The organism is Nordella sp. HKS 07, from assembly GCF_011046735.1.
In the GTDB taxonomy this organism is placed as follows: Bacteria; Pseudomonadota; Alphaproteobacteria; order Rhizobiales; family Aestuariivirgaceae; genus Taklimakanibacter.
Genome location: NZ_CP049258.1, coordinates 4,547,779 through 4,564,806 on the forward strand (window position 1 = coordinate 4,547,779; position 17,028 = coordinate 4,564,806).

At 63.3% G+C, this 17,028-nt stretch carries 15 protein-coding genes and 1 other RNA gene; 10 read left to right on the plus strand and 6 right to left on the minus strand.

Annotated elements, in window-relative coordinates; genetic code table 11:
* Positions 1-18: 18 nt before the first annotated feature.
* The 4 genes from ffs (at position 19) to recR (ending at position 2,821) form a co-directional block, all read left to right on the plus strand.
* Positions 19-115, plus strand: an RNA gene (ffs, locus tag G5V57_RS21390) — signal recognition particle sRNA small type.
* 63 nt (positions 116-178) lie between these two features.
* Entirely contained in the window at positions 179-1,891 is a 1,713-nt protein-coding gene (locus G5V57_RS21395; protein ID WP_165169573.1) for a DNA polymerase III subunit gamma/tau, read from the plus strand.
* The gene (locus G5V57_RS21400) at positions 1,888-2,211 is read left to right on the plus strand and encodes a YbaB/EbfC family nucleoid-associated protein (protein WP_165169574.1); all 324 of its coding nucleotides are present in this window, start codon (positions 1,888-1,890) and stop codon (positions 2,209-2,211) included. Before G5V57_RS21395 ends, G5V57_RS21400 begins: the two co-directional genes overlap by 4 nt.
* Positions 2,212-2,218: 7 nt before the next feature.
* Complete coding sequence (recR, locus tag G5V57_RS21405; protein WP_165169575.1) at positions 2,219-2,821, plus strand: recombination mediator RecR; 603 nt, start codon at positions 2,219-2,221, stop codon at positions 2,819-2,821.
* Positions 2,822-2,953: 132 nt separating this feature from the next.
* On the opposite strand, the gene G5V57_RS21410 is transcribed toward recR, so the two are convergent.
* The 3 genes from G5V57_RS21410 to G5V57_RS21420 all read right to left on the minus strand — a co-directional run bounded on the left by G5V57_RS21410 (position 2,954) and on the right by G5V57_RS21420 (position 5,064).
* On the minus strand, positions 2,954-3,451 hold the full coding sequence (locus G5V57_RS21410; protein WP_165169576.1) for a cyclic nucleotide-binding domain-containing protein: 498 nt from the start codon (positions 3,449-3,451) through the stop codon (positions 2,954-2,956).
* Between the two features lie 61 nt (positions 3,452-3,512).
* Positions 3,513-4,019, minus strand: a complete 507-nt coding sequence (locus tag G5V57_RS21415) for an isoprenylcysteine carboxyl methyltransferase family protein (RefSeq protein ID WP_206530087.1) — start codon at positions 4,017-4,019, stop codon at positions 3,513-3,515.
* 4 nt (positions 4,020-4,023) lie between these two features.
* A complete protein-coding gene (locus G5V57_RS21420; protein ID WP_165169577.1) occupies positions 4,024-5,064 on the minus strand; it encodes a type III polyketide synthase in 1,041 nt (346 codons plus the stop codon).
* 161 nt (positions 5,065-5,225) lie between these two features.
* Here G5V57_RS21420 and G5V57_RS21425 point away from each other — a divergent pair, with 161 nt between their 5' ends.
* Complete coding sequence (locus tag G5V57_RS21425) at positions 5,226-5,987, plus strand: sulfite exporter TauE/SafE family protein (RefSeq protein WP_165169578.1); 762 nt, start codon at positions 5,226-5,228, stop codon at positions 5,985-5,987.
* Here the strand turns inward: G5V57_RS21425 and G5V57_RS21430 are convergent.
* Together G5V57_RS21430 and G5V57_RS21435 are read right to left on the minus strand one after the other, a co-directional pair.
* Positions 5,950-6,840 carry a DMT family transporter gene (locus tag G5V57_RS21430; RefSeq protein ID WP_165169579.1) on the minus strand — a complete coding sequence of 297 codons (891 nt, stop codon included), beginning with the start codon at positions 6,838-6,840 and terminating at the stop codon, positions 5,950-5,952. The two genes, G5V57_RS21425 and G5V57_RS21430, sit on opposite strands and share 38 nt — an antisense overlap.
* A complete protein-coding gene (locus tag G5V57_RS21435) occupies positions 6,837-9,152 on the minus strand; it encodes a penicillin acylase family protein (protein ID WP_246737308.1) in 2,316 nt (771 codons plus the stop codon). Before G5V57_RS21435 ends, G5V57_RS21430 begins: the two co-directional genes overlap by 4 nt.
* 819 nt (positions 9,153-9,971) lie before the next feature.
* On the opposite strand from G5V57_RS21435, the gene G5V57_RS21440 reads away from it, so the two are divergent.
* Entirely contained in the window at positions 9,972-10,733 is a 762-nt protein-coding gene (locus G5V57_RS21440) for a hypothetical protein (protein WP_165169580.1), read from the plus strand.
* 29 nt (positions 10,734-10,762) lie between these two features.
* On the opposite strand, the gene moaA is transcribed toward G5V57_RS21440, so the two are convergent.
* Positions 10,763-11,794 (minus strand): GTP 3',8-cyclase MoaA, encoded by a 1,032-nt coding sequence (moaA, locus tag G5V57_RS21445; RefSeq protein WP_165169581.1) that lies wholly within the window; start codon positions 11,792-11,794, stop codon positions 10,763-10,765.
* Between the two features lie 256 nt (positions 11,795-12,050).
* On the opposite strand from moaA, the gene G5V57_RS21450 reads away from it, so the two are divergent.
* From G5V57_RS21450 to G5V57_RS21465, 4 genes are read left to right on the plus strand one after another with little or no spacing between them, the layout of a single operon-like run.
* Positions 12,051-12,758, plus strand: a complete 708-nt coding sequence (locus G5V57_RS21450) for a DUF1194 domain-containing protein (protein WP_165169582.1) — start codon at positions 12,051-12,053, stop codon at positions 12,756-12,758.
* On the plus strand, positions 12,758-13,675 hold the full coding sequence (locus G5V57_RS21455; RefSeq protein ID WP_165169583.1) for a Gfo/Idh/MocA family oxidoreductase: 918 nt from the start codon (positions 12,758-12,760) through the stop codon (positions 13,673-13,675). Before G5V57_RS21450 ends, G5V57_RS21455 begins: the two co-directional genes overlap by 1 nt.
* 9 nt (positions 13,676-13,684) lie before the next feature.
* The gene (locus tag G5V57_RS21460) at positions 13,685-14,947 is read left to right on the plus strand and encodes a Xaa-Pro peptidase family protein (RefSeq protein ID WP_165169584.1); all 1,263 of its coding nucleotides are present in this window, start codon (positions 13,685-13,687) and stop codon (positions 14,945-14,947) included.
* A gap of 53 nt (positions 14,948-15,000) precedes the next feature.
* Positions 15,001-16,986, plus strand: a complete 1,986-nt coding sequence (locus G5V57_RS21465; protein ID WP_165169585.1) for an FAD-dependent oxidoreductase — start codon at positions 15,001-15,003, stop codon at positions 16,984-16,986.
* Positions 16,987-17,028 lie beyond the last annotated feature (42 nt).

The window sequence follows — 17,028 nt, forward strand, 5'->3', positions numbered from 1 at the left end:
GGCCCGATATAGGCGGCGGGAGGTTGGCGGCGGACGTGTCGCTCGCCAACCGGGTCAGGTCCGGAAGGAAGCAGCCCTAACGAGTTTGGTACGGGTTGCCCGTCCAGCCTCCCGCCTCAGGCGCTTTCTGTAGCGCTTGAGACATATACGCCCTTGGAACAGACCGGCAGGCTCGCCAGTGACCGAAGAAGCAAGCGGCGCGAGCGCCCACGGTTATCGCGTTCTCGCCCGTAAATACCGACCGCGGACCTTCGCCGATCTGATCGGCCAGGAGGCGGTCGTGCGCACTCTCTCCAACGCCTTCGCCACCGGCCGTATCGCCCAGGCCTATATGCTGACCGGCGTGCGCGGCGTCGGCAAGACGACCACGGCGCGCCTCATCGCCCGTGCCCTCAACTATCCCGGCGGCCCTTCGGTCGACATGCCGGAGGTGACGCCCGATTGCGAGGCGATTCTCGAATCGCGCCATATCGACGTGATCGAGATGGACGCCGCCTCCAATACCGGTGTTGACGACGTGCGCGAGATCATCGAGGGCGTGCGCTATGCCCCGATCCAGGCGCGTTACAAGGTCTATATCATCGACGAAGTCCACATGCTGTCGAAGAACGCCTTCAACGCGTTGCTGAAGACGCTGGAGGAACCGCCGCCGCATGTGAAGTTCATCTTCGCCACGACCGAGATCCGCAAAGTCCCGGTCACCATCCTGTCGCGCTGCCAGCGCTTCGATTTGCGCCGCATGGATGCCGAGGTGCTGATGCAGCTCTTCGGCAAGGTGGCCAAGGCGGAAGCCGTGACCATCGAGGACGATGCCCTGCGCATGATCGCGCGCGCCGCCGAGGGCTCGGCGCGCGATGGCCTGTCGCTGCTCGACCAGGCCATCGCCTATGGCAGCGAGACCGTAAAGGCGGCCGAAGTCGGTGCCATGCTGGGCCTCATCGACCGCACCCGCGTCATCGAGCTGTTCGACGCCGTCATGGCCGGTGATGCGGCCACCGCGATCAAGGAGATCGAGACACAGCACCAGGCGGGTGGGGACCCCCACACGATATTGAGCGACCTCGCCGACTATGTGCACTGGGTGACGCGCCTGAAAGTCGCACCGAAGGCGGCAGGTGATGTCTCGCGCAGCGAGACCGAGCGCCAGCGCGGCCAGGAGCATGCGGCCAAGATTTCCATGCCGCATCTGACGCGCGCCTGGCAGATGCTCCTCAAGGGCCTGAAAGAGATCGAGCTTCACTCCGACCAGCTGATGGCGGCGGAGATGGTGTTGATCCGGCTGGCCTATGCCGCGAGCCTGCCCACCGGCGAGGACCTGGTGAAACTCGCGCGCGAAGGATCGCCTGCACCGCGCGAGCAGCGCTCAAGCCCGCGCCAGGAGCGCGAGGATGGGCCGCCGCCGGTCGAGAACGGCCAACTTGCGGTCGCCTCCGACCCCGCCAATGAGCGCCCGCAGGAGCGTAGTGTCGAGACGAGGCCCTTCGCGCATCTAAGCGATATCGCGGCCTATGTCGGCGAGAAGCGCGACATCAGGCTCAAGAACCAGATCGAGAATCTCATGCGGCATATCCGCGTGAGCCCGGGCCAGATCGAGGTGGCGCTCGAAGCTTCGGCGCCGCCTGGGCTCGTCAATGAGCTTGGCCGCAAGCTCAACGAATGGACGGGGCAGCGCTGGATGGTGCTGGTGGCGCGCGACGGCGGAGAGAAGCCGCTCGCAGAGCAGCGCCGGGACAAGAAGGACACGATCTATCGCGAAACGCGCGAGCATCCCGATGTCCAGGCGATCCTCCAGCGATTCCCCGGCGCCGAAATCGTCGATGTGCGCGACTTCGACAGCGCCGCGACCCCGGTGGACGACATGCAAACGGAAAAGGACTTGGACGACCGATGAAGAACCTCAGCGCCATGATGAAGCAGGTGCAGGAGATGCAGAGCCGCATGCAGGATATGCAGACCAAGCTCGGTCAGCTGGCGGTGACCGGCCAGTCGGGCGGTGGCCTGGTCAAAGTGACGCTCAACGGCAAGGGCGTGCTTACCGGCGCCGACATCGATCCGAGCCTGCTCAAGCCCGAAGAAAAGGAAATCCTCGAGGATCTGATCGTAGCCGCGCATGCCGACGCCAAGAACAGGGTCGAGCAGATGGTCGCAGAGGAGATGAAGTCGATCACCGGCGGCCTGCCGCTGCCGCCCGGTTTCCAGCTTCCCTTCTGATCTGTTCATGCGGCGCACCACCGGCCCCGAGATCGAACGCCTTATCCAGGTCCTGGCCAAGTTGCCGGGGCTGGGACCGCGCTCGGCCCGGCGCGCCGCTTTGCATCTGATCAAGAACCGCGAGAAGCTCCTGGTGCCGCTGACCACGGCGATGGAAGAGGCGCGCGACAAAGTGACGGTCTGTTCCGACTGCGGCAATGTCGACACCAGCGATCCCTGCACATTGTGCCGCGATCCGCGCCGCGACCGCAGCGTGATCTGCGTCGTCGAGGAAGTGGGAGACCTATGGGCGCTCGAACGTGCCGGCGCCTGGAGCGGTCTCTATCATGTTCTGGGCGGCACCTTGTCCGCGGTCGAAGGCATTCGTCCTGAAGACCTCTCCATCGCCCGCCTTGTCGAGCGGGCGGGTCTTGAGGGTGTCAAGGAAGTGGTGCTCGCGGTCAATGCCACCGTCGAGGGCCAGACGACGGCGCATTACATCATCGACCGGCTGAAGGATCTGAACATCGCCACATCCAGGCTCGCCCATGGCGTGCCGGTCGGCGGCGAGCTCGATTATCTCGACGAAGGCACGCTGACCCAGGCGATGCGGGCCAGACGGCCGTTCTAACCCCGTTTCGTCTTGGCCAGACTTGACCCGGCCATCCAGCCTTGATGTCTCTCATCTGTTTCAATCCAAATACTGGATGGCCGCCTCAAGGGCGGCCATGACGAGTTGGGAAATCTCCCGATACTGGAGAACTCAAAGGATAGGATAATAGGTGAAGGCTGCCGAATTGGCGCCGGCGGGGCTCAAGAGATTCTCGAGCTTTTCCAGCGCCCTGGTGATCGCGCTCGGCGGTTCGTCGGGATCGAGCTCGCGTTTCATCTCGACAATGACCTCATTGGCGGCGTCGAGTCGGCGCGCAAGCAGCGCGCAGACATAGAGCAAAGCCGCCGCGTCCTCTTTGAGCAGTGAGGATGCCTTGGCAACGTGGAATTCGGAACGCTCGATCGCGCGCACATCCGCCGTGTGAGGCTTGTCGAGGATGAGACCGAGCTCGCCGAATATCGCGCCGGGCTCAGTAATGGTAGCGATCTGCTGGCCATCCCTGACGACCTCAACGGCACCCTGTCTGAGGATGAACAATTGGCCGGTCGTGGATCCGGCTGCCAGCACTGAATCACCCGGTTCAAAGATCGAAACAGGAAGTGAACCAAGACTTTTCTTGAACGCCGCCAGATCCGGAATAAACGCCATCTTATGGTCCTCTCGTCATCACGCCCGAAGCGCTGATAGGCAGTCTGCGCGTTGTCCCGGTTCAACCGGACGGCGGCGCCGCTTCCCTGAAGGTTTCTTCTTCCACCCGTATGCGCCAATAGAGTATCGCGGCATTGATGAGAGTGCCGGCAAGCGCGTACCAGAGCATGCCGAACACCATGGGCAGCACGAAGATTTCCAGGGCCACCACGATATAGTTGGGATGGCGCAGATAGCGGTAGGGGCCGCGCGCCACGAGCGGCTCGCCCGGCAGCACGATGATGCGCGTCGTCCACCGTTCGCCCAATGCCGCCACCACCCAGCCGCGCATCGCCTCGATGGCGAGGAAGATGAAGAGCCAGACCCAGTTGACGGGGTTGTCGCGCGCCAGGACCCACAGGCCGATGAGCCAGGCGGCATGGAATACGACGATCACCCAGTAGTGACCGCTGCCCGCTTCATAGGCGCCGCGCGCCAGGAGCCGCTTGGTGTTGCGCTGGGCGATATTGAGCTCGACCAGGCGCTGCACGGTGACGAGCGTCAGTATAGCGATATTGAGCCAGATCACGAGTTCAGCTCACCATCGTGGCGAAGCTCGACGTGAAGCCGGGTCCGAGCGCGCTCAGGAACCGGCGGCCGGTGAAGGGCTTCTTCAGAGCCTCCTTCAGCACGAACAGCACGGTCGGCGCCGACATATTGCCGTGATCGGCGAGCACCTGGCGCTCGATCTCGAGCGTGCCCTGATCGAGATGGAAGACCTGCTCGAGTGCCGCGATCACCTTGGCGCCGCCCGGATGGAAGACGTACTGGCCGATGTCGTCGACGCTCAAACCGTTGCGCCCGAGGAAGCCGTCGGCCGCCGCGCGCAGTTCCTGGGTGACGAAATCGGGGATGCGCTGCGAGAAGATGGCGCCGAAGCCTTGCGGATCCATGCGCCAGCCCATGATGTCGAGCGTGTCGGGCCAGCTGTGCTCGCCCGAGTATTCGATGGCGCCGAGCCCGTCCTTCTTCCTGCCCGAGAGCACGCAGGCCGCCGCCCCGTCGCCGAACAGCGCCGTCGCGATGATGTTGGACTTCGTCATCTCGTCGGGCCGGAAGGCGAGCGTGCAGAGCTCGATGACCACCAGCAGCACATTCGAGGCCGGCGTCTGGGCGAGGCGGGCGGCGAGCGAGAGCCCGGTGGTGCCACCAGCGCAACCCAGCCCGAAGACCGGGATGCGACTGACATTCTTGTGGAAGCCCATGCCATGCATCACCCGCGCCTCGATCGAGGGCGTGGCGATGCCGGTGGAGCTCACCGTCACGATCGTATCGATTTCGCCGGGTTCCATGCCGGCTTGCGCCAGGGCTTCGCCGGCGGCCTTGCGGAAGAGCTCGCTGGCGCCATCGATGAAGGCGTCGGTGCGCTCGGGCCAACCCTGTTCGCTGCGGAACCAGCTATAGGGTCTGACCGACTGCCGTCGCCTGATCCCGGTATTGGCGAAGACGGGCATCATGCGCTCGAAATCCCGGTGCCGTCCGGCGAAAATTCGCGTCGCTTCCTCGATAACGTCCTCGGTACGCAATTCGAAGGGGGGACTTGCGGTCGCAACGGCCATCAGCTGGCTGCGCATATATGCCTCTCTCTCCACAGGTGGGTCAGCGATTCCGTCATACTCTAGCGGAAAGTTTTGTTGACGCCACATTCCTCATACGCCTGGGGAGCATGGCTTCTTGCGCTATTTGTCAAAGTTTAACTTTGACAGGAAGCATTTGGAAAATCAGGGTAAACCCGATGGGCTGGGAGGAAATAGCGCTATTGTTCGCGGGCGGCGTGGTGGCCGGCTGCATCAACGTGCTCGCCGGCGGGGCGGGTTTCATGACTTTTCCCCTTCTGGTTGCGGCCGGCATGTCGGAGATCGAAGCCAATGCCTCGAACTTCGTGGCGCTGCTGCCCGCCAATGTGGCGAGCCTCTACGGCTATCGCCATGAGTTGCGCCGCCCGACTCTGCGCCTGAGACCCAGATTGGCCCTCGCGGGCATCGGCGGCGCCACGGGCTCGCTGGCCCTTCTGGGACTGGGCGAGGCGTCCTTCCGAACGGCGATCCCCTGGCTGCTCGCCTTTTCGACCGTGTCTTTCGCGCTGGCGCCCACGATCAAGCGCTGGCTCGAGCGGCGACATGACTTCGATGGCAAGAACTGGATCTGGCTGTCCTTCGTCCTCGAATTCATCGTCTATGTTTATGGCGGCTATTTCGGCCTCGGCATGGGCGTCGTCCTGCTCGCCCTTTATTCGATGTTCGGTCATGAGGACATCCATGAGGCGAATTCCATCCGCAACGCCACCATCACCCTCATCACCCTGATCGGCATCGCGCTCTTCGCCCATGCCGGCGTCATCCGCTGGCTGCCCTCGCTTATCATGATGATGGGAGCGTTCCTCGGCGGCTATTTCATGATCAAGGTCGCGCGCAGCGTGCCGCAGCATTGGGTGCGCTGGGGTATTCTCGCCTGGAGTGTCAGCCTGACGGCGATTGCATTCTGGCGTTACGGCTAATTTTCATCTCGCGCAGCAGCGCGTAGATGCCGGAGGCGACGATGAGGGCGATACCGAGGAAGACCCAACGGTCGGGCATCTCGCCGAAGACGAAAACGCCGGAGATGAGAGCGAAGAGCACCACTGAATAGCGGTAGATGGCGGTCGACGCGATGTCGCCCATGCGGATGGTGAGCACCATCGAAACATAGCCGATGGTCAGGAAAATACCGCCGCAGAAGAGGATGAGGAGATGGTGCGGGGTCGGCACGATCCACTCCTCGAAAGGATAGAGCGCCAGCCCGCTCAACATCACGATGACCGAATTGCCGAGCGCCACGATCATCGTCGGCACGTCGATGGTGAGCTTGCGGGTGATGATGTCGCGCAGCGCCACGGCGACGATGAGGCCGAGCGAGAGGCCATCATAGAAGGTGAAGCTCGACGGAGACGGCTTCACGATGAAGAGCACGCCCGTGAGGCCGACGAGAATGGCGAGCGTGCGGCGCAAACCCGCCTTCTCGCCGAGGAAGAGGGCGGCGAAGGCGATCACCAGAAGCGGAACCGCCTGCATGATGGCGGTGAGATTGGCGATCGGCATATGCATGAGGGCGGTGATGAAGAACAATGTGCCGGCCATGTCACTGAGACTGCGGGCCAGGATGGTGCGCTTGAATGCCTGGGCGGCATGAATGAGGACGCCCTGTTTGAGACAGACGGCGACGATGATCGTCGTGGCCACGATGCCGCGGATGAGGATGATCTCGCCCACCGGCAGCTGGCCCGCCAGGAGCTTGGTCATCGTATCGCCGGCGGTGAAGCTGGCCATGGCCAGGATCATAAAGAGGCCGGCCTTGGAGGCAGGTTCGCTCACTCGGGATCAAGCTCGATCAGCGTCTCTGCGGCCGCCTCGACCGCTGCCGGGCTGAAGAGCAGAGGCACGTAATCGCCCTTGGCCCAGGTCGTCGCCAGATCGGCGAAATGCGGCGAGGCGGGATCGCCGGACTGGCCGGGCGTGTTGATGCAGAGACTGTTGTCCCAGTCGCCGACATCCATCACCAGACGCACGGAGGCCCCGGCGGTGACCCGCCAGTCGGCGATGCGCGGGCTCGTATGCATCGGCGTCGAGCCGTCGCCGCCCATCTCGTAGGGGCCGACGGAGAAGCCTTCTTCGGCGATGGCGGCGACGGGATGGCGGAAGAGCATCTGATGGATCCGTCCCCAGCGCCATTGCGCCGGTTCCGGCCCGAGAAGACTCAGGGCCTCGCGCCAGGCCGACAAGAGAGAAGCCTCCAGGACAGCCGTCATCCTGTCCGGCGCGCTCTCCAGCACGCTAAGGATCGCATCGGCGTGGCCGTTGCCGACCAGATCGCGGTGGCCGCCGAGCCCGGGCGCGCTCGCTTGGATCACGGCGGGCCTCAGATGCTTGAGCCACCACAGGCCGAACAGACCGGCGGCGGCGCCGTCGGCCTGCATCTCTGCGTTCCAGTCGAGGAGGAGAAGGCGCGCCTGCCGGGCTTCCTCTTCGTGAGGCTGAAGCGGCGCCAGCGCGCGCTGGAGTCTCAGGGCCGCCAGGGAGCGGATGTCGGTCTGCAGCTTCTGCGAGTCCGCAAGGCCGTGGGTGATGGTCTGGCCGAGAACGTCGCGAATGCGCTCCGCCCGCGCGCCCTCGGTCCATTCGAAGCCGACGGGCTTGCCGGCATGATCCCAATCCGGCGGCAGGTTGAATTCATTTGCGGTGGCGACGAAGCCTTCATCTGGGTCGATCAGCCTCGGCATCTCCTCGCGGCCGAGATGGCCGTTCCAGTCGAAGCCGCCGGCGCCCGGCACCGGCAGCATGCCCGACCAGCCCTTTCGGCGCGGCACATAACCGGCGGGCGTCCAGGCGATATGGCCGTCCACATCAGCATAGGTCTTGTTGACCGAAGGTGTTTTCCAGCGCGCCAGCGCCTGATCGAACTCGGCGAAATTACCGGCCCGCATGGTGGAGAGGCTGGCGAGATAGGGGGCAGCACCTGGCTCGGCCCAGACCGAGCGCAGCGCGATGGCGATGTTCCGGATCGCATCGGTGAAGACGACCGGCCCATGCCGGGTGAAGTAGTGCGTCTGCTCTTGTGCAGGCGCGTTCTTCACCTCGAAGCGCTCGACCCGTTCCATCATCCGCTCGAAGCCCGCGCCTGCGCGATAGCGCCGCGGATCATGGGCGTCAGTCTCGCAGACATAGAGATCTTCCTGGTCGGCATCGAAGATGGTGAGACCGAACGCGATCCGTTCATTGTGACCGATCGAGATGCCGGGGAGGCACGGCTCGCCGGCACCGATCGCTTCGATGCCGGGGCAGGACAGATGGGCGAGATAGCGGATCGAAGGAAGGCTCAGGACGCGATGCGGATCGCTGGCGAGGATCGCCCGGCCAGTCGCCGTCCGTTTGCCGTGGACGGCCCAGCTGTTCGAGCCTTCCGGGCGATTGTCGCGTGTGACTCCGAAATCATCGAAGCAGGACCAGCGCCAGGCCTCTTCGAGCCGCGCCGCGAGCCGCTCGCGCGCGAAGGTGACCGGCGCGCTGGCAAGCCGAAGGAGATCGATGATCTGGCCGGGTATCTGCGCCAGATCGAGCCCGCCCGGATTGTCAGGGGCGAGATCGGGCAGGCGCTCCTGGCGCAAACGGTCGGCCGCATCCTGCCCCGCCGACAGCAGAACGGCACGGGCGACCTCCGACTGCGCATTCGCGGTGATGCCGTGGCTTCTGATGCGCGCCACGTCTTCGGGCGCCCAGCGATGAGGGCGGGTGCCCATGAGGGTGAATTCGGGCGGCAATAGCGATTCACCGCGTTCGATGGTGCCGATGAAGGCATTGATGCCGCCCACGAAGGCGGTGCATATCTCCTGCGCATCTTCGGCATAGGAGCGCCATTCGGCCGCCATATCGCCGCGAAAGACGAAGAGCCGCGCCGCCTGGTCCTGTGCCAGATATCCCGGTCCGAAATCGGCGGCCAGAATGCCGAGCCCGCGTTTGCGCCACAGATCGATCTGCCACAGCCGGTCACGCGCCACATTGAAGCCTTGCGCGAAGAATAGATCAGCCTTGCGGCCGGCCTTGATATGGGGAATGCCCCAGCGGTCGATGAGGATGCGCGCTGGCTCTTGAAGGCCCTTGAGCTGAAAGCGCATTGTCTTCGTTGTCACGTTCGGTCACCGTCGCGGATTTTTCGACAATCTGCCGGAAGTTCCCGGTAAAGGACATTCTCAATCGATGAAAATCGACCGTTTTGTTCGATTTGCAACCGGTGATAGCGGGTGGCATATGGCGACAGCGATTGATCGCGATTGCGGCGGCATGTTTAGTGCGTGCCTGGAAGCCAGTAGACCATATTGGTACATTGGATCGGAATGTGTCCGCGAGGACAGAGTTTACTGAATGCCGTTGGGAACATCGAATAATCATCGCCCGGGTAATACGCCGGCGGGCCTGCATATGGGCCTGTCCTGGCTTGGCGGTGTTCTCGTGGCCATCGTTCTGATCTTCCTTTTCAGCACGGAACACTCGGCATTCCCAAGATCGCAAGTGTCCTCGGGCTTGTCGATCCAGCAGGCCGGGTATCATGTCGCCTCGCAGACGCAGCCCGCGCTTGTCCCTGCGCAAGGCGCCGAGACCTGTGACAGCGAGGGCGAGGACGAAGGCAGGGGAGACATGGACACGTCCTGCTGTCCCTCCGCCACGTGCTCCGGCCCGGGTATGACGCCAACCGCCGCTGTCCTGTCCCGCTTGCCGGTCACGGGCTCTTACCGCGACCCGCCGCCTCGCCCCCAAAATCCGTTCGATCAGACGCCTCTCGAGGAACCTCCACGCAACGCATAGCCGTCGAGGCGCGCGGCGTTTCGTTGCGCGCGGGATCGCTATGTCTTGAGAGGATTTATCATGTCAGATTTTACAGCAACTGAGCGCGCACCGCTTTGCCCGGGCGGCGCGGCACCACTTGTTCCCGGGACGGCAGGGGAAGGCGCATGACCGGCAAACTGCCTGATTCCGAAGCGGCACGGATCGTCACACGCGCCATGCCGACGGCTGATCGCCGAGCGGTCGGCCTCGCCGACATTATGGCCTTGGGCGTGCTTCTCGCGGGGACGCCTGTCGCGTCTGTCTCGTCCTCCAGCCAGCTTCGTGCCATGGCGGCACGGGCGGCAAGACTGCTGCCGGCCGGCTTTCGTCAAGAAGCGAGATTGGAGACCTTTGTTGCGTTGGGCGGGTTCTCACCTGGAGAGGCCGTCGCGCTCCGCCGCCGCCAGCTCGAACACAGGCTGACTTCGCTTGCCTTCTTTATCAAGCAGCTTGTCGCCAAGTCCCCCTATGAGATTATTGTGGAGGGCAGAGAGCATGTCGACGAAGCGCTCGCCGGGGGGCGAGGGGCCGTCATATGGATAGCTGACTTCGTATTCGCCAGCGAGGTCGTCCGCCAGGCGTTTCACGTGCTGGGGCATCCTCTCACGCATATGATCCGCCCGGAGCACGGCTTTTCATCAACTCAAGTCGGTCTGAAATACCTCAACCCCGTACACAGGAAGGCGGGCGACCGCTATGTCCGCGAATATGCGTGGCCGTCCCCGGCGGCACCAAGTTTCACGGTAAGCATCGGCAGGCCGTTGACGATGAAGAGTGCGGACCGCCATTCCGCGATATTGGAGGCAACGAAGGATTTCGTTTCCCAGCTTGCACCCCGCGTCGAAGCTAACCCTGAGCTGTGGCGCGGCTGGCCTTCGTTGACATGAGTGAAACCGGGCGGCTGCCCTGATGCGATTCAGCCGCCCGTCACGCTCATATGGCGCGACAAGGCCGGCTTGTTGTGGCGGCGGTCGATGATGAAATCATGGCCCTTGGGCTTGCGCGAGATCGCTTCGTCGATCGCGGCATCAAGGAGGTTGTTGTCGTCGGAAGCGCGCAAGGCGGCTCTGAGATCGGCAGCATCCTCCTGCCCGAGGCACATGAAGAGCGTGCCGGTGCAGGTGAGGCGCACACGGTTGCAGCTCTCGCAGAAATTATGCGTGAGGGGCGTGATGAATCCCAGCCGGCCGCCGGTCTCCTTGACCTCGACATAACGCGCCGGCCCGCCGGTCTTGTAAGGAATGTCCGCGAAGGTGAACTGATCCATCAGCTGAGCACGCAGCACCGACAGGGGCAGATATTGATCGGTGCGGTCGCCATCGATCTCGCCGAGCGGCATCGTTTCGATCAAGGTGAGGTCCATGCCCTCGCCATGCGCCCAGCGGATCATCTCCGGGATTTCGTCGTCATTGACGCCCTTGAGGGCCACGGCGTTGATCTTGAGGGCGAGCCCGGCCCGTTGGGCCGCAGCGATGCCTTCTTTCACCTTCTTGAGATCGCCCCAGCGGGTGATGGCGCGAAACTTCTGTTCGTCCAGCGTGTCGACCGAGACATTGATGCGCCGGACGCCATGTTCGGCGAGTTCCCCGGCAAAGCGGGCGAGCTGGCTGCCATTGGTGGTCAGCGTCAGTTCCTCGAGCGCGCCCGATTTCACGTGCCGGCCCAGATTTTCGATGAGCGACATGACATTGCGTCGCACCAGGGGCTCGCCCCCGGTCAGCCTGATCTTGCGCACGCCGCGCCCGATGAAGGCGGCGCAAACCCGCTCCAGTTCCTCGAGCGTGAGCAGGTCCTTCTTGGGCAGGAAGGTCATGTCCTCCGCCATGCAATAGACACAGCGGAAATCGCAACGGTCGGTCACCGACACCCGCAGATAGGTTACATGCCGGCCAAAAGGGTCAACCAAAGCCGGCCCGGACGCGATCGGATGTGTGACGGGCGTATTCATGCCTAAGATGTCGGGCTTTAGCCGGCCGTCGTCAAGCCCGCCTCCTACCGCACCCTCGATTCGTCCAAGGGTGATCGCGGCGGGGAGGGGGGTGAGACCAGCTATCGGTCGATGGAACTCTCGCACAGGAAGATTTCCGCCGTCCGAACAAGACCTTGTCAGGAGCCTGAAGGGGTGAGCGCTTTGCGCCTTTACCCGGTCGCAAACCTGGCCATAAGATCGGTTGTCCGAAGGCATTGGCCGAATCGAGGTTCTGATGCCCGCACGTCGCTTGCTGGCGCTCATTTGCCTGCTGCTTGGCCTCACCTGGGTAACCGGTCCCGGCCGTACCCCGCTTTTTGCCCAGCAACCTGAGGTCGATCTGGCGCTCATCCTCGCCATCGACTGCTCCTTCAGTGTCGACGCCAATGAGTTCCGCCTGCAGATGCAGGGGCTCGGCGAAGCCTTTATGCGCCCCGACGTCAAGGAGGCGATCACCAAGGGGCCGAATGGGCGCATTGCCGTCCTTGCGATGCAATGGTCGGATGAGGCCAATCAGATGGTGATCATCCCCTGGATGATCATTGCCAGCGACAAGGACGCGGATCGGCTGGGCGCCTCGCTCGTCGAGATTCCGCGACGTCTGGCCGAAGGCGGCACGTCGATTTCGATGGCGATCGAATATGCCGCCAACCTGTTCCCACAGGCGCCGCCCAGCCTGCGCCATGTGATCGATATTTCCTCCGACGGGCGCAACAATATCGGCCCTCCGGTCGCTCTCTCGCGCAACAAGGTGGTCAGGATGGGCATCACCATCAACGCGCTGACCATCCTCAACGAATGGCCGACGCTCGACAAATATTTCGAGGAGAATGTTGTGGGCGGGCAAGGTAATTTCGTCATTCCGGCGGATGACTATGCTGCCTACACGGAAGCGATCTATAAGAAACTCCTGCGCGAAATAACCGGTCCCGGAATCTCCTGATGCTTTTTGTTTCTTCTGAAGACGTCCACCGCATCTGCGTCTGGACGAGGCTCTGCGACGCGCTCGTGGAGGCTCATAGAGGCCCCGAGCCGAAAGTCGACCGGTCCGAGATCCATGCGATGCGGGACGGCAACCGGGAGACCTATTTCAACCTGCCGGCCTGGCAGCCGGGTGTCGCCATGGGGACCAAGGTGGTGACGGTGTTTCCCGGCAATCGCGACCTTCCGGCGGTGCAGGCGCTCTATCCCTTGTTCGACGGGGCGACCGGCGCACCGCTCGCGGTGCTGGATGGAACCGCGCTCACCTATCGCAAGACCGCCGCCGATTCCGCCTTGGGCTCGCGGCTTCTTTCCTCTCCTGAGGCGCGAAACCTGCTCATGGTCGGCGCCGGCGGGCTGGCGCCTCACCTCATCGAGGCACATCGCGCGGTGCGTCCGGCGATCGAGAAGGTCTATGTGTGGAACCGCGACCGTGCCAAGGCCGAAAGGCTGGCGCAGCAGATAGGGGCGCGGGTCGTGGATGATCTGGAGGACGTGGCAGGCGAGGCCGACATCATCAGCTGCGCCACATCGGCGACGACGCCGGTGATCAAAGGCCAATGGCTGAAGCCCGGCGCCCATCTCGATCTCGTCGGTGGCTTCACGCCCGATATGCGCGAATGCGATGACGAGGCGGTGCGCCGCGCCCGCCTCTTCGTCGATAGCCACTGGTTCGCCGTCGATCAGCCTGGTGACCTGGGTGATCCCTTGCGTCGCGGCGTGATTGCGCGCGATGATATCGAAGCCGATCTCTTCGAGCTTTGCCGCGATGGATATGACGTCAAGCGCCAACCGGATGACATCACGCTGTTCAAGAATGGCGGCGGCGCGCATCTCGATCTGTTCACGGCTTTGTTCATCTGGCGCAACCTGAGCTGAGAGGAACCCATGGATGTGAAAGTCTTCAGCGATCCGCGCAAACCGGCCTATCTCAATTTCGAAGCCGGCAGCAGGCCGCTGAAGGACCCGATCAGGCCTGAGACCCTGGCTCGCGTCAGGGCCTATCGCCATGGCCGCATCAAGGAAAAGCTCGTCCAGCATGATTGCGCGGCACTCCTCGTCTATGATCCCCTCAATATCCGTTATGCGACCGACTGCTCCGACATGCAGGTCTGGACCATGCATAATCCGTCGCGCTATGCGCTGATCTTCGCCGACGGTCCCACCATCTGCTTCGAATATGCGCAGGCCCTGCATCTGGCGGAGGGACTGCCGATGGTGGACGAGGTCCGCCCCTGCATCAGCTGGTTCTACTTCGCGAGCGGACCTAGGCTCGCCGAAAGCGCCGGCAGATGGGCGGACGAGATCACCGCGCTCATGCGTCAGCATGGCGGCGGCAGCAGGCGTCTTGCCGTCGACAAGATGGAGCCGCTCGGCGTCGACCTCCTGCGGGGCCGCGGCCTTACATTGGTCGAGGGGCAGGAGCTGACCGAGACGGCCCGCATGATCAAGTCGCCCGATGAGCTCGAACTGATGGGCTGGACGATCAAGGTCTGCGAGGCGGGCATGTGGCGGATGCGCGAGAACTCGCTGCCTGGCAAGACCGAGAACGAGATCTGGGCCGAGCTCCATTACGAGAATATCCGCAATGGCGGCGAATGGATCGAGACCCGGCTGCTGGCGATCGGCGAGCGCACCTATCCCTGGTTCAAGGAATGCTCGGCCCATAGCGGCAAGGAGGGCGATATGCTCTCCTTCGACACCGATCTTATCGGACCCTATGGCTATTGCGCCGATCTTTCCCGCTCCTGGACTGTTGGCCTGGTCAAGCCGAAGCCGACGCAGAAAGAGCTTTATGCCTATGCGCTCGAGCAGATCATGCACAACAAGTCGCTGATCAAGCCGGGTATGAGCTTCAGGGAGTTCAACGACAAGTCGCTGCGCATTCCCGGGGAATATCAGGACAACCGCTATGGCGTGGCGCTGCACGGTGTCGGTCTGTGTGATGAATATCCTTCCGTTCCCACTCATGTCGATATGGACCAGGGCAAGGGCTATGACGGCGTGTTCGAGCCCGGAATGTGCCTGTGCGTCGAAAGCTGCACCGGCTCGAAGCGGGCCGGCGAGACCGTGAAGCTCGAAATCCAGGTCGTCGTCACCGAGACCGGCACCGAGCGGTTGGACAGCTTCCCCTTCGAGGATTGGGTGTGACAGCTCTTTCCCCTCTCCCCTGGGTGAGGGGTCTCGTGGAATAGGATCAGCCGATGTCCCAGCTCTTTCCCGCGCTCTTCCAGCCGCTCAAGTTGCGTCACAAGACCTTGCGCAACCGCATCGTCTTTGGTTCGCATACCGCCAACATGGCGGAGGACGGGCTGCCGGGGGAGCGTCATCGCGGCTATTACGAGGAGCGTGCCAGAGGCGGAGCCGCGATGATCGTCGTCGAACCGATGCCGGTACATCGTACCGGCGTGCTGACGCGTGGCAATTTCCGCCATTCGAGCGACGAGGTCATCCCGCATTTCCGCAAAGTGACTGACGCCGTCCATGCGCATGGAGCGGTGATCTGTCATCAGCTCTATCATGTCGGCCAGCATGGCGATTTCGACAATTCCTATGAACCGAACTGGTCGCCCTCCGGCCTGCCGTCCTTCCATGATTCGGACGGCAGCCATGCGATGAACGAGGCCGAGATCGAGGAGATCATCGAGAGCTTTGTGGCGGCGGCGCGCCGCGCCAGGCTGGCGGGCTTCGATGGTATCGAGCTTTTCGCCGCCTACAACGCCATCATCGATCAGTTCTGGACGCCCTTCAACAACCGGCGCGACGACAAATGGGGAAATGGGTCACTCGAAAACCGCACGCGCTTCTCCTCGGAGATCATGCGCCGCATCCGCAAGATGGCGGGCGAGGATTTCATCATCGGCATGGCGATCAGCATGCAGCCGCATGTCAAGCCGAACCTATCCATCGAGGCGACGCAGGAGATCATCGCCTGGCACGACGACCGCAATCTGATGGACTATGTCACTTGCGGTACGGGAAGCTATTTCTCCTTCTATGATCTGATTCCGACGTCCTTCTATGCCGACAAGCTTGGCGCGCCTTATGCCGAAGCGCTGAAGGCCGTGGTGAAGAACGCCCGCGTCCAGTGCGAAAGTCATGTGCGCACGCCTGAGAACGCCAATTATGTCGTGGCCTCCGGGCAGGCCGACATGGTGTCGATCGTGCGCGGCCAGATCGCCGATCCGCATCTTGCCAACAAGGCGAAAGAGGGGCGCCCCGAGGATGTGCGACCGTGCCTTTCCTGCAATCAGATGTGCTGGGGCAGGCGCTATCGCGATTATTGGATTTCCTGTCTCATCAACCCTTCCGCAGGGCGCGAATTCCAATGGGGCGGCGACCGCTTCACCCCCTCATCATCCCCGAAGACCGTTCTGGTGGTGGGGGGCGGTGTCGCCGGTCTTGAAGCGGCGCGTGTTGCCGCCGAGCGCGGCCACCGGGTGACGCTGGCCGAGGCGTCCGACAGGCTGGGCGGCCAGTTCCGGCTCGCCGGAATGCAGCCGCGGCGCCAGCAGATCATCGATTTCCTCGACTGGTATGAGCGGCAGTTGCAGAAGCTGCAGGTGAAGGTGCTCTACAACACGCTGCTGGAGGCCGCGGACATCCAGGCCCTTGGCGCCGATGAGGTGATCGTGGCCACCGGCTCGCAGCCGGACGCCCGGGGCTTTCAGCGCTTCTTCCCCGAGCGCGATGCGCTGCCCGGCATCGACCGGGGCAATGTCTGGTCGGCGGAAGAGGTGATGGGCCGCCAGGCGCGCCTCGGCAATCGGGTGATCGTGCTGGACGAGACGGCTAACTGGAAGGGCGGCGGCACGGCGCTCCATCTTGCCGAAGCCGGTCATGCGGTGATTGTGGTGACGCCGGCAGCCTCGGTGATGTTCGAGATGGCGCGGACCAGCGCCGATATGCCTTTGCGCCAGCGGCTGCGCGACTTAGGGGCGAGGCTCATCACCGATGCGGGTCTGCGCGAATGGCATGGCGACGGTGCCACCGTCGCGACTTTCGGCGGCCCCGATGAGCGCATCGTCGCGAATTCGCTCGTGATTGCCGCCACCAACACACCGGACCTCCTGGTGCCCTCCGGGCTCGATGATCTGGCGGTCGGTCATCGCGACATTGGCGATGTGGTCGCGGCGCGCAGCGCGGTCATGGCGATCTATGAGGGCCGCAAGGCCGGCATGGCGGTATAGGCGGGGTTAAGGGAGGTGAACCGCCTTGACGCTTGATCGCGC

Excerpts from the sequence above, each read along its gene's own strand:
- G5V57_RS21450 (WP_165169582.1), top strand. The coding sequence starts at position 12,051 with ATGCCCGCACGTCGCTTGCTGGCGCTCATTTGCCTGCTGCTTGGCCTC.
- G5V57_RS21455 (WP_165169583.1), top strand. The coding sequence starts at position 12,758 with ATGCTTTTTGTTTCTTCTGAAGACGTCCACCGCATCTGCGTCTGGACG.
- G5V57_RS21440 (WP_165169580.1), top strand. The coding sequence starts at position 9,972 with ATGACCGGCAAACTGCCTGATTCCGAAGCGGCACGGATCGTCACACGC.
- recR (WP_165169575.1), top strand. The coding sequence starts at position 2,219 with ATGCGGCGCACCACCGGCCCCGAGATCGAACGCCTTATCCAGGTCCTG.
- G5V57_RS21425 (WP_165169578.1), top strand. The coding sequence starts at position 5,226 with ATGGGCTGGGAGGAAATAGCGCTATTGTTCGCGGGCGGCGTGGTGGCC.
- G5V57_RS21460 (WP_165169584.1), top strand. The coding sequence starts at position 13,685 with ATGGATGTGAAAGTCTTCAGCGATCCGCGCAAACCGGCCTATCTCAAT.
- moaA (WP_165169581.1), bottom strand. The coding sequence starts at position 11,794 with ATGAATACGCCCGTCACACATCCGATCGCGTCCGGGCCGGCTTTGGTT.
- G5V57_RS21465 (WP_165169585.1), top strand. The coding sequence starts at position 15,001 with ATGTCCCAGCTCTTTCCCGCGCTCTTCCAGCCGCTCAAGTTGCGTCAC.
- G5V57_RS21410 (WP_165169576.1), bottom strand. The coding sequence starts at position 3,451 with ATGGCGTTTATTCCGGATCTGGCGGCGTTCAAGAAAAGTCTTGGTTCA.
- G5V57_RS21400 (WP_165169574.1), top strand. The coding sequence starts at position 1,888 with ATGAAGAACCTCAGCGCCATGATGAAGCAGGTGCAGGAGATGCAGAGC.
- G5V57_RS21420 (WP_165169577.1), bottom strand. The coding sequence starts at position 5,064 with ATGCGCAGCCAGCTGATGGCCGTTGCGACCGCAAGTCCCCCCTTCGAA.